This is a genomic window from Pseudomonas triclosanedens (assembly GCF_026686735.1).
Lineage (GTDB): Bacteria > Pseudomonadota > Gammaproteobacteria > Pseudomonadales > Pseudomonadaceae > Pseudomonas > Pseudomonas triclosanedens.
In genome coordinates this window covers 2,812,926-2,825,107 of sequence record NZ_CP113432.1, presented here as the reverse complement: position 1 = coordinate 2,825,107, position 12,182 = coordinate 2,812,926, and the positions used below count along the sequence as shown (strand labels likewise).

Below are 12,182 nucleotides of genomic sequence, written 5' to 3'. Positions count from 1 at the left end.
ACGATGAGCGCACTTTCGAAAGACGCAAAAGTCGCGGTGATCGGCGCCGGCGCGATGGGAGCCGGCATCGCCCAGGTAGCCGCCCTGGCCGGCCATCCGGTCAAGCTCCACGACAACCGCCCCGGCGCAGCCGCCCAGGCCATCGACGGCATCGACCGCCAACTCGGCCGCCTGGTGGAGAAAGGCAAGCTCGACGCCGCCGCGCGCGGTGCCATCGCCGCGCGCCTGCAGCCGGTGGAATCCATCGAGGCACTGGCCGACTCGGCACTGGTGATCGAGGCCATCGTCGAGAACCTGGAGATCAAGCGCAGCCTGCTCCAACAGTTGGAAACGCTGTGCGGTGAGAACTGCATCCTCGCCAGCAATACCTCCTCGCTGTCGATCACCAGCCTCGCCGCCGGCCTGAAGCGCCCGCAGCGCGTCGCCGGCATGCACTTCTTCAACCCCGCGCCGCTGATGGCCCTGGTGGAAGTCGTCTCCGGCCTGGCCACCGATCCGGCGGTGGCCGCCAGCCTGTACGCCACCTCAGTGGCGTGGGGCAAAAAGCCGGTCCACACCCGGTCGACCCCCGGCTTCATCGTCAACCGCGTGGCGCGCCCGTTCTACGCCGAGAGCCTGCGCCTGCTGCAGGAAGGCGCAGCCGATTGCGCGACGCTGGATGCGCTGATGCGCGATGCCGGCGGCTTCCGCATGGGCGCCTTCGAGTTGACCGACCTGATCGGCCATGACGTCAACTACGCCGTCACCTGCTCGGTGTTCGCCGCCTACTACGGCGACTTCCGCTTCCAGCCATCGCTGATCCAGAAAGAACTGGTGGATGCCGGTCGCCTCGGTCGCAAGAGCGGGCACGGCTTCTACGACTACGCCGAAGGCGCCGAGCGCCCGCAGCCGGCAAGCCTGAGCAGCGCTGCCAGCATCGCTCCATGTGTACTGGAAGGCGACCTGGGCGTCGCCCAACCACTGGTACAACGCCTGAAAGACGCCGGCATAGAGATCACTCAACGCGCCGGCAGCGGCCTGCTGCGCGTGGGCGATGCGGTGCTGGCACTCTCCGATGGTCGCCTCGCCAGCCAGCGAGCCAGGGAAGACGGCCTGCGCAACCTGGTGCTGATCGACCTCGCGCTGGGCTACAGCAAGGCTTCGCGCCTGGGCATTTCCGCTTCGGCGGATACCAGCCCCGAAGCGCTCGACCAGGTCGTCGCCCTGCTGGCCAAGGCCGGCATTACCACCAGCCGTCTGAGCGACACACCCGGCCTCGCCGTGCTGCGCACCGTCGCCATGCTCGCCAATGAAGGCGCCGACGCGGTGTTGCACGGCGTGGGCAGCGCCGGCGACATCGACCTTGCCATGCGCGCCGGCGTCAATTACCCGCAAGGTCCGCTGGCCTGGGCCGAGCAGATCGGCATCGGCAACCTGCTGCGGGTGCTCGACAACCTGAATGCCGCGTATGGCGAGGACCGCTATCGCCCTTCCCTGCTGCTGCGCCGCTTGCACGCCGAGAGGAGAACCTTCCATGACTGACCCCACCCAACTGGCACGCGACTGCGCCGAGGCCATGTACGAGCGCGACCAGGCCACCCGACGCATGGGCATCCAACTGCTGGATGCCGGCCCTGGCAGCGCGAAACTGTCGATGCGCGTGCGCGAGGACATGATCCAGGGCCACGGCACCTGCCACGGCGGCTACCTGTTCGCCCTCGCCGACTCGGCCTTCGCCTTTGCCTGCAACAGCTACAACGACGCCACCGTCGCCATCGGCTGCAACATCGACTACGTGGCGCCCGCGCGCGAAGGCGACGAACTGTTCGCCAGTGCGTTCGAGCAGAGCCGCAACGGCCGCACCGGCAACTACGACGTGCGCATCGAGAATTCCCAGGGCCGGTTGATCGCTCTGTTCCACGGCAAATCCTACAAAGTGCGCGGCACCGTGCTGGCGCAGGAGACATCCGAATGAGCGACATGACCGACGCCCTGATCATCGACGCCGTACGCACGCCCATTGGCCGTTACGCCGGCGCGCTGTCCGGCGTGCGTACCGACGATCTCGCGGCGATCCCGATGAAGGCCCTGATGCAGCGCCACCCGGAACTGGACTGGAGCGCCATCGACGACGTGATCCTCGGCTGCGCCAACCAGGCCGGCGAAGACAACCGCAACGTCGCCCACATGGCCTCACTGCTGGCCGGCCTGCCGGTGTCCGTGCCCGGCACCACCCTCAACCGCCTGTGCGGTTCGGGCCTGGACGCCGTGGGCAGTGCCGCCCGCGCCCTGCGCTGCAACGAGGCCGGACTGATGCTCGCCGGCGGCGTGGAATCCATGTCCCGCGCACCCTTCGTCATGGGCAAGTCGGAACAGGCGTTTGGCCGCAGCGCGGAAATCTTCGACACCACCATTGGCTGGCGCTTCGTCAACAAGCTGATGAAGAGCCAGTTCGGCATCGATTCGATGCCGGAAACCGCGGAGAACGTCGCCGAACAGTTCAATATCAGCCGCGCCGACCAGGACGCCTTCGCCCTGCGCAGCCAGCACAAGGCCGCCGCGGCGCAAGCCAATGGCCGCCTGGCAAAGGAAATCGTCCCGGTGGAAATTCCCCAGCGCAAGGGCCCGGCCAAGCTGGTCGAGCAGGATGAACACCCGCGCGGCGACACCACCCTGGAACAGCTCGCCAAGCTGGGCACGCCCTTCCGCGAAGGCGGCAGCGTCACCGCCGGCAATGCCTCGGGCGTCAACGACGGCGCCTGCGCCCTGCTGATGGCAACTCCGGCTGCCGCCGCGCGCCACGGCCTGAAGGCCCGAGCCCGCGTGGTCGCGATGGCCACCGCCGGCGTCGAACCACGCATCATGGGCATCGGCCCGGTGCCGGCGACGCACAAGGTGCTGGAACTGGCCGGCCTGTCGCTGAACGAGATGGACGTGATCGAGCTGAACGAAGCCTTCGCCGCCCAGGGCCTCGCCGTACTGCGCGAACTGGGGCTGGCGGACGACGACGAGCGAGTGAACCCCAACGGCGGCGCCATCGCCCTTGGCCACCCGCTGGGCATGAGCGGCGCACGCCTGGTCACCACCGCCCTGCACGAACTGGAAGAGCGCGGCGGACGCTACGCCCTGTGCACCATGTGCATCGGCGTCGGCCAGGGCATCGCCCTGATCATCGAGCGGATCTAGCAACAGGGAAACTTTCGAATCCTGTACCGCCAGTCGCGAAACGCTCTGACTGGCAGCCGGAGCAAGGGCTCTGACAGGATTTCAAAACTCCCGGCAAACGGGGGCGCTATCCTGCTCCCATGACACTCACGGCCCTTGCACCGGGCCGGCGCACAAGAACAAATCGAGTGAACCCATGAACATGTACCATGATGCCGAACGTGCCCTGCTTGACCCGATGGAAACCGCCAGTATCGACGAGCTGCGCCGTCATCAGCTGGACCGTCTGCGCTGGAGCCTCAAGCACGCCTACGACAACGTTCCGCTGTACCGCAAGCGCTTCGCCGATGCCAGCGTGCACCCGGACGATCTGAAATCCCTCGACGATCTGGCGAAATTCCCCTTCACCGGCAAGAACGACCTGCGCGACAACTACCCCTACGGCATGTTCGCAGTGCCCCAGGAGGAGATCGTGCGCCTGCACGCCTCCAGCGGCACCACCGGCAAGCCCACCGTGGTCGGCTACACGCAGAACGACATCGACACCTGGGCCAACGTGGTCGCCCGCTCCATCCGTGCCGCCGGTGGCCGCAAGGGCGACAAGGTACATGTCTCCTACGGCTACGGCCTGTTCACCGGCGGCCTGGGCGCGCACTACGGTGCCGAGCGCCTGGGTTGCACCGTGATCCCCATGTCCGGCGGCCAGACCGAGAAGCAGGTTCAACTGATCCGCGACTTCCAGCCGGACATCATCATGGTCACCCCGTCCTACATGCTCAACATCGCCGACGAGATCGAGCGCCAGGGTGTCGACCCGCACAGCCTCAAGCTGCGCCTGGGCATCTTCGGTGCCGAACCCTGGACCGCCGAGCTGCGCCGCGCCGTGGAAGAGCGCATGGGCATCACCGCCCTGGACATCTATGGCCTCTCGGAAATCATGGGGCCTGGCGTGGCGATGGAATGCTCCGAGACCAAGGACGGCCCGACCGTCTGGGAAGACCACTTCTACCCCGAGATCATCGACCCCGCGACTGGCGCCGTGCTGCCCGACGGCGAGTACGGCGAGCTGGTGTTCACCTCGCTGTCCAAGGAAGCGCTGCCGATGGTCCGCTACCGCACCCGCGACCTGACCCGCCTGCTGCCGGGCACCGCGCGGCCGATGCGGCGCATCGACAAGATCACCGGGCGCAGCGACGACATGCTGATCATCCGCGGGGTAAACGTGTTCCCCACGCAGGTCGAGGAGCAAGTGCTGAAGATCAAGCAGTTGGCCGAGTGCTACGAGATCCACCTGCACCGCAACGGCAACCTCGACTGCATCGATGTGCACGTCGAATTGCGCCACGACCTGCAAGCCATGTCGGCGGATGAGCAGAAAGCCATCGGCAGCGAACTGGGCAAGCAGATCAAGACCCACATCGGCGTCAGCGCCCGCGTCCTGGTACAGCCGTCCCACAGCCTCAAGCGCTCCGAAGGCAAGGCCTGCCACGTGTACGACAACCGCCCGAAGAGCTGACCCCCTGCGTACTGGAAAGCCCCGCCTCGGCGGGGCTTTTTCATTCACCGCCTCCATGCGCGCAGCCGCCTGTCGCCCTGCCACCCGAACCTGTCGATCTCCGCCGCCGCGCTTCGACTACCCCTCAAAGGCGGCGGCATCCTGCCGTTCGCCGATTGGCAGGAGATGAACGATGACCTATGTGGATGGCTTTCTCGTACCCGTACCCGAGGCCAGGCGCGAGCAGTACCTCGAACTCGCGCGCAAGGCTGCACAGGTGTTCCGCTCGCACGGCGCGCTCAGCGTCGTCGAGTGCTGGGGCGACGACGTACCGGATGGCAAGGTGACGTCCTTCCCTCTCGCGGTACAGCTCAAGGAAGGAGAGGCCGTGGTGTTCTCCTGGATCACCTGGGCCAGCAAGGAAGCGCGGGATGCCGGAATGAAGGCAAGCATGGAAGACCCGCGCATGAAGCCGGACTTCGAGAACATGCCGTTCGACGGACAGCGCATGATCTTCGGCGGCTTCCGCGTGCTGGTAGACGCCTGATCGCACCAGGCAGGGGCGATGCCCGCCGGCATCCGCCCCTGCGCAACAAAAACACGCTCTCATCAAAAAAGACACCTAACGTATCACTTTATCGTCTCAATGGCGGCAATCGGCACCTTTGAACCGAAGCCGCTCCGCGCAGAAACTTCCACGATTACGCTACTAAAATCCATCTAAAGCTGACTTTTTTGCGAATTTCTGCGAATCCGAATTCACCTCGCTCCGGCAATGCTATGCAAAATCAATTACGACACACCAATTATTGTTAGACATTAATTTCTGTATCATTTAAAAATACACCAAGGCCAAGGCCATACCCACGAATCAGAAGAAAGGCTGGAGACACAGCATGTACGCACAACTGGTTGAGACCGGCGTGAAGCGCGTGAAGACGCTGGACGAGATGTCGCCCGAAGAGCGCGCCTTCCAGGAGAAGATCGATGCCGAGATCAAGATCGAAGCGAAGAACTGGATGCCCGACGCCTATCGCCAGACGTTGATCCGGCAGATTTCCCAGCACGCCCACTCCGAGATCGTCGGCATGCTGCCCGAGGGCAACTGGGTGACCCGCGCGCCAACGCTCAAGCGCAAGCTGCAACTGATGGCGAAGATCCAGGATGAAGCCGGCCACGGCCTGTACCTTTACAGCGCGATGGAAACCCTGGGCGCGGACCGCGACGAGGAAGTGGCACGGCTGCATTCGGGCAAGGCCAAGTACTCCAGCATCTTCAACTACCCGACGCTGAACTGGGCCGACATGGGCGCGGTGGGATGGCTGGTGGATGGCGCGGCAATCGTCAACCAGGTAGTGCTCCAGCGCACCTCCTATGGCCCCTACTCCCGCGCGATGATCCGCATCTGCAAGGAAGAGAGCTTCCACCAGCGCCAGGGCTACGAAATCCTCCTGACCATGATGCGCCACGGCAACCAGGCGCAGAAGGACATGGTCCAGGACGCCATCAACCGTCTCTGGTGGCCGGCGCTGATGATGTTCGGGCCCAGCGACGAGCATTCTCCCAACAGCGCCCAGTCGATGGCATGGAAGATCAAGCGGCAGAGCAATGACGAGCTGCGCCAGCGCTTCATCGACCAGACAGTGCCGCAACTGGAGCTGCTCGGCTGCACAGCTCCCGACCCGCACCTGAAGTGGAACGAGGAACGCGGCCACTACGACTTCGGCGACATCCAGTGGGAAGAATTCTACGAAGTGCTCAAGGGCAACGGCCCGTGCAACGCCGAGCGCATCGCCACACGCCGCAAGGCCATCGAAGAAGGCGCCTGGGTCCGCGAAGCCGCGGTCGCCTATGCCCGCAAACAACAACAGAAGAAAGCCGCAGCCTAATTCCGCCTCTGAGCTGGCGAGCCAGGGCAGAACCAGGCGGAAACAGGCACGGGCGCGGAGTTTACGGTTGTAAATGAGCACGCCCGGAGATGCTCCGGCGACATTCTGCCGACGCGCAGCAGCCCATGCCCGACGTTCAGGAGAACACCATGAGTGAGTGGACCCTTTTTGAAGTTTTTGTGCGCAGCAAGCACGGCCTGAACCACAAGCACGTTGGCAGCGTCCACGCCGCCGACGCCGCCATGGCCATCGAGAACGCCCGCGAGCTGTACACCCGCCGCAACGAAGGCGTGAGCCTGTGGGTGGTGCCCTCCGCGCTGATCACCGCCTCCTCCCCCGACGAGAAGGACCCGCTGTTCGAACCGTCGCAGGACAAGGTCTACCGCCACGCCAGCTTCTACGAGCTGCCGCCCGAAGTCGGCCACATGTGAGATCGCGTGCATGAACCCGAACGCTGACAAGATCGAATACCTGCTGCGCCTCGCCGACAGCGCCCTGATCCAGGGCCAGCGCCTGTGCGAATGGTGCGGCCACGCCCCGGCGCTGGAGGAAGAACTGGCGCTGATGAACGTCGGCCTCGACCTGGTAGGCCAGGCGCGCAACTGGTACGAATACGCCGCCGAACTGCTGAACGATAGCCGCGACGCCGACCACCTTGCATTCCGCCGCGACGAACGCGCCTTCCGCAACCTGCTGCTGGTGGAACAGCCCAACGGCGACTTCGCCGTCACCATGACCAGGCAGTTCCTCTACGACGCCTGGCACTTCCATGTACTCGACGCCCTGAGCGCCTCCCGCGACGAGCGCATCGCAGCCATCGCCGCCAAGGCGTTCAAGGAAGTCACCTACCATCTGCGTCGCTCTGGCCAGTGGGTGCAACGCCTGGGCGACGGCACCGAAGAGAGCCACGCGCGCATGCTCGCAGCCATACCGCAGGTGTGGCGCTTTACCGTCGAGCTGTGCAACTCGGATGACATCGAGCAGCGCCTGTCCGCCGAAGGCATCGCGCCGAACCCGGAGGAACTCGCTGCCGCCTGGAAAGCCAAGGTCGCCGACATCTTCGCCGCCGCGACCCTGCCGCTGCCCGAGCCGGCGGTGAACTTCTACCTCAGCGGTCGTCGCGGCGTGCATACCGAGCACCTGGGCATCCTCCTCGCCGAGATGCAGTTCCTCCAGCGAGCCTACCCCGATGCAACCTGGTGAGCTGATTGGCAGCGACCGCGGCGCACGCGCCGGCACCGCCGACGACCTCAGCCACGCCTGGCGAGTGCTTGGCGCGGTAATGGACCCGGAGGTGCCGGTGGTCAGCGTGGTCGACCTGGGAATAGTGCGCGGGCTCGACTGGCGGGATGGACACCTGCATGTGGTAGTCACCCCCACCTACTCCGGCTGCCCGGCCACCGAGGTCATCGAGCAGGACATCCAGCACGCCCTGGAGCACGCAGGCTTTGCCTCGCCACGCCTGGAGCGCCGGCTGAACCCGGCCTGGACCACCGACTGGATCAGCGCCAGCGGGCGCAAGGCGCTGCGCGAGTACGGCATCGCACCGCCGGCGGGCAGCACCAGCAAGCGCAGCCTGCTCGGCGAGACGCAGGAAGTGCGCTGCCCGCAATGCGGCAGCCTGCATACCGAACAGCTCAGCCAGTTCGGCTCGACCGCCTGCAAGGCACTGTACCGCTGCATCGACTGCCGCGAACCCTTCGACTACTTCAAGTGCATCTAGGAGGACGAAGACAAACTGCTGCGCCCGGCCATGCGCCGCGGCGGGAATCGACTTCGAAGTGCTCATTCACAGATGTGAACTGCGCTTCGGAAGCCGCCTCCGCCCGGCCGGACCTTCGCTCGCGACGTTTGTATTCGCCCTCCGCGCGGTGAAACCGCAGGAGAACGACAATGAGCAGATTCCATAGTTTGAAGATCAAGGAAGTGCGCGCGGAAACCCGCGACGCCGTGTCCATCGCCTTCGACGTTCCGACGGACCTGGCCGACAGCTTCCACTTCCAGCAGGGCCAGCATCTGGTGGTGCGCGCCCAGCTCGACGGCGAGGAGGTTCGCCGCTCCTATTCCATCTGCAGCGGCGTCAACGACGGCGAACTGCGTGTGGCGATCAAGCGCGTGCCCGGCGGTCGGTTCTCGGCCTATGCAAACGATGCCCTGAAGGCCGGCTCCAGCCTGGAAGTGATGCCGCCATCCGGCCATTTCAACGTCGCCCTGGACCCGACGCGCCACGGCAACTACCTCGCAGTGGCCGCCGGCAGCGGCATCACGCCGATCCTGTCGATCATCAAGACCACCCTGGAAACCGAGCCTCACAGCCGCGTCACCCTGCTCTACGGCAACCGCTCCAGCAACGCCGCGATGTTCCGCGAGCAATTGGAGGACCTGAAGAACCGCTACCTGCAACGCCTCAACCTGATCTTCGTATTCAGCCGCGAGCAGCAGGACGTCGACCTCTACAACGGCCGTATCGACGCCGACAAGTGCGGACAGCTATTCAGCCGCTGGCTCGACGTGGGGAGCCTGGACGCCGCTTTCATCTGCGGCCCGCAGGCGATGACCGAGACCGTGCGCGACCAGCTCCAGGGCAACGGCATGCCGGCCGAGCGCATCCACTTCGAACTGTTCGCCGCCCAGGGCAGCCAGAGCAAGCGCGAAGCCCGCGAGGCCGCCGCTGCGAGCGATAGCAGGATGAGCCAGGTCACCGTCATCAGCGATGGCCGCGAGCTGTCTTTCGAACTGGCCCGCAACAGTATCAGCATCCTCGATGCCGGCAACGCCCAGGGCGCAGAACTGCCCTACTCCTGCAAGGCAGGCGTGTGCTCGACCTGCAAGTGCAAGGTGGTCGAAGGCGAGGTGGAAATGGACAGCAACTTCGCCCTGGAAGACTACGAGGTCGCCGCCGGCTACGTACTGAGCTGCCAGTGCTTCCCACTGACCGACAAGGTAGTGCTCGACTTCGACCAGCTCTGACTCTTGCGCTCTCGCAGGGCGACCCTGCCGGCGAATCCCGGCAGGCCTGCGACGGCCTCACGCTCCACCGCCTGCGGCTCACGAGGCCCCTGGCGCTCCTGATCCGGCGGCTTCGTCCCGCCACCGTACAACATGCCGCCGACGCCCAGCCGGCGCGGCGGCCAGCGAACCACTTGCGTAGCGATCTGAGGGAAAACAATCATGGCCCAAGAGCCTATCCTGCAAAGTTTCATCGGCGGCCGCTGGGTCGGCCAGCATGGCGCCCAGGCGCTGCGTAGCGCGCTCAACGGTCAACTGGTGGCGCGCACCCACGAAGAAGCGCCGGACTTCGCCGAAGCCGTCAGCCATGCCCGCCGGCACGGCCTGGCCGAACTCATGGCGCTGGACTTCCAGCAACGCGCCCAGCGCCTCAAGGCCCTGGCGCTGTACCTGACCGAGCGCAAGGAGCAGCTCTACGAGATCTCACGCCACACCGGCGCCACCCGCGCCGACAGCTGGATCGACATCGAAGGCGGCGCCGGCACTCTGTTCGCCTACGCCGGCGTGGGCGGCCGCGAGTTGCCCTCCGGCAACGTGGTCCACGAAGGCCCGGCGATCCCGCTGGGCAAGACCGGAAAGTTCGCCGGCAGCCACATCCTGGTTCCGCGCGGCGGCATCGCCGTGCACATCAACGCCTTCAACTTCCCGATCTGGGGAATGCTGGAGAAGTTCGCGCCGAGCTTCCTCGCCGGCATGCCCTGCATCGTCAAACCGGCCACCGCCACCAGCTACGTGACCGAAGCTGCCGTGCGCCTGATGCAGGAATCCGGCCTGCTGCCGGCGGGCAGCCTGCAACTGATCATCGGTGGCACTGGCGACCTGCTGGACCGCCTGCAGGGCCAGGATGTCGTGACCTTCACCGGCTCCGCCGACACCGCCGCCAAGCTGCGCGTGACCCCCAGCCTGATCCGCAACTCGGTGCCCTTCAACGCCGAAGCCGACTCGCTGAACTGTGCCATTCTCGCCCCGGACGTCACCCCGGACGATGAAGAGTTCGATCTGTTCGTCAAGGAAGTGGCTCGCGAGATGACCGTCAAGGCCGGGCAGAAATGCACCGCCATCCGCCGCGCCATTGTCCCCGCCAGGCACATCGACGCCGTGGCCGAACGCCTGCGCGAGCGCCTGGCCAGGATAGTCGTCGGCGACCCGTCGGTGGAAGGCGTGAAGATGGGCGCCCTGGCCTCCCATGCCCAGCAGGCCGATGTCGCCGAGCGCGTGGAAGCCCTGCTGAAGTCCAGCGAGCTGGTCTTCGGCGCGAAGGATGGCTTCGCCCCACGCGGCGAAGGCGTGGCCGAAGGCGCGTTCTTCGCCCCGACCCTGCTGCGCAGCCGCGATCCCCACGCAGAGGGCGGCGCCCATGACATCGAAGCCTTCGGCCCGGTCAGCACCCTGATGGCCTACGACGACATCGACGAAGCCATCGCCCTCGCCGCCCGCGGCAAGGGCAGCCTGGTGGCGAGCCTCGTTACCCGCGACCCCCAGGTGGCGGCCACGGCCGTCCCGGTCATGGGCGCACTGCACGGTCGCCTGCACATCCTCGACCGCGAATCCGCCGCCGAGTCCACCGGCCACGGCTCGCCGCTGCCGGTGCTCAAGCACGGCGGCCCGGGCCGCGCCGGCGGCGGCGAAGAACTGGGCGGCCTGCGTGCGGTGAAGCACTACCTGCAACGTACCGCCGTCCAGGGCTCGCCGACCATGCTGATGGCCGTCACCGGCGAATACGTGCGCGGCGCCAAGGTCCATGAGACCGACGTACACCCGTTCCGCCGCTATTTCGACGAGCTGAAGATCGGTGAGTCGCTGCTCACCCACCGCCGTACCGTCACCGAAGCCGACCTGGTCAACTTCGGCTGCCTGTCGGGCGACCACTTCTACATGCACTTCGACGAGCTAGCGGCGAAGGACTCGCAGTTCGGCAAGCGCATCGCCCACGGCTATTTCGTGTTGTCGGCGGCCGCCGGCCTGTTCGTCTCCCCGGGAGTCGGCCCGGTGCTGGCCAACTATGGCCTGGACACCCTGCGCTTCATCAACCCGGTCGGCATCGGCGACACCATCCAGGCCCGCCTGACCTGCAAGCGCAAGATCGACCAGGGCAAGAGGAGCCCCAAGGGCGAACCCCAGGGCGTCGTAGCCTGGGACGTGGAAGTGACCAACCAGCTCGGCGAGCTGGTGGCCAGCTACGACATCCTCACCCTGGTGCTCAAGCGCGTGTGACGCGCAAAGCGCAGCGACTCCCGCGTCACTCACGGCCGGCCTTCGGGCCGGTTTCCCATGCCTGGCGGCGGCGCGCGCCCTGAACGGCGCAGCCCCATCGCGAGCGCATGGATTCAGGCTGTTGCGGGCTCACCGAGCCCACTGCAAGGCATTGCGCGAATCTGCGCGCAATCGCGGACATGGTCCGCTTGTATCTGCCGACCGGCGTTGCCACCTGCGTCTTTGCGCATTTCTGATATCGGCTCACCCCGTGCCCTTCGTACCTTCTACGTGCCCGCTGCACAGGCGGCGGGCGCGTGCACTCCCCCATAAAACAACAAGAAGGGCCGCCCAATGACTCCACGCATCCAACCCTCGGCACCCGCCGAACATCTCCCTTGTCCGCTGCGCCCCGGCGCTCGCGGCTGACTGCCGTTCAAAACTTCGACCAC

At 65.9% G+C, this 12,182-nt stretch carries 11 protein-coding genes; all 11 read left to right on the top strand.

Annotated features, from left to right (window positions below; all coding sequences use genetic code 11):
* The first annotated feature begins 3 nt into the window (after positions 1 to 3).
* The 11 genes from paaH (at position 4) to paaZ (ending at position 11,751) form a co-directional block, all read left to right on the top strand.
* Complete coding sequence (gene paaH / locus OU419_RS13180) at positions 4 to 1,521, top strand: 3-hydroxyacyl-CoA dehydrogenase PaaH (RefSeq protein ID WP_254474526.1); 1,518 nt, start codon at positions 4 to 6, stop codon at positions 1,519 to 1,521.
* Complete coding sequence (paaI, locus tag OU419_RS13175; protein WP_254474528.1) at positions 1,514 to 1,954, top strand: hydroxyphenylacetyl-CoA thioesterase PaaI; 441 nt, start codon at positions 1,514 to 1,516, stop codon at positions 1,952 to 1,954. The genes paaH and paaI overlap by 8 nt, the downstream gene beginning before the upstream one ends.
* Positions 1,955 to 1,959: 5 nt before the next feature.
* The gene (gene pcaF, locus OU419_RS13170) at positions 1,960 to 3,165 is read left to right on the top strand and encodes a 3-oxoadipyl-CoA thiolase (protein ID WP_254474604.1); all 1,206 of its coding nucleotides are present in this window, start codon (positions 1,960 to 1,962) and stop codon (positions 3,163 to 3,165) included.
* 175 nt (positions 3,166 to 3,340) lie between these two features.
* Complete coding sequence (gene paaK / locus OU419_RS13165) at positions 3,341 to 4,660, top strand: phenylacetate--CoA ligase PaaK (RefSeq protein WP_254474530.1); 1,320 nt, start codon at positions 3,341 to 3,343, stop codon at positions 4,658 to 4,660.
* Between the two features lie 172 nt (positions 4,661 to 4,832).
* Positions 4,833 to 5,186, top strand: coding sequence for a DUF1428 domain-containing protein (locus tag OU419_RS13160; RefSeq protein WP_254474532.1), 354 nt, complete (start codon positions 4,833 to 4,835; stop codon positions 5,184 to 5,186).
* 349 nt (positions 5,187 to 5,535) lie between these two features.
* Positions 5,536 to 6,528, top strand: coding sequence for a 1,2-phenylacetyl-CoA epoxidase subunit PaaA (gene paaA / locus OU419_RS13155; protein ID WP_254474534.1), 993 nt, complete (start codon positions 5,536 to 5,538; stop codon positions 6,526 to 6,528).
* A gap of 149 nt (positions 6,529 to 6,677) precedes the next feature.
* The gene (gene paaB / locus OU419_RS13150; protein WP_254474542.1) at positions 6,678 to 6,959 is read left to right on the top strand and encodes a 1,2-phenylacetyl-CoA epoxidase subunit PaaB; all 282 of its coding nucleotides are present in this window, start codon (positions 6,678 to 6,680) and stop codon (positions 6,957 to 6,959) included.
* Positions 6,960 to 6,969: 10 nt separating this feature from the next.
* Entirely contained in the window at positions 6,970 to 7,731 is a 762-nt protein-coding gene (gene paaC / locus OU419_RS13145; protein ID WP_254474543.1) for a 1,2-phenylacetyl-CoA epoxidase subunit PaaC, read from the top strand.
* Positions 7,718 to 8,251: a 1,2-phenylacetyl-CoA epoxidase subunit PaaD gene (paaD, locus tag OU419_RS13140; protein WP_254474544.1), complete on the top strand. Its 534-nt coding sequence runs from the start codon at positions 7,718 to 7,720 to the stop codon at positions 8,249 to 8,251. The genes paaC and paaD overlap by 14 nt, the downstream gene beginning before the upstream one ends.
* 170 nt (positions 8,252 to 8,421) lie before the next feature.
* Positions 8,422 to 9,498, top strand: coding sequence for a 1,2-phenylacetyl-CoA epoxidase subunit PaaE (gene paaE / locus OU419_RS13135; protein ID WP_254474545.1), 1,077 nt, complete (start codon positions 8,422 to 8,424; stop codon positions 9,496 to 9,498).
* Positions 9,499 to 9,699: 201 nt separating this feature from the next.
* Entirely contained in the window at positions 9,700 to 11,751 is a 2,052-nt protein-coding gene (gene paaZ, locus OU419_RS13130; RefSeq protein ID WP_254474546.1) for a phenylacetic acid degradation bifunctional protein PaaZ, read from the top strand.
* Positions 11,752 to 12,182: the final 431 nt, after the last annotated feature.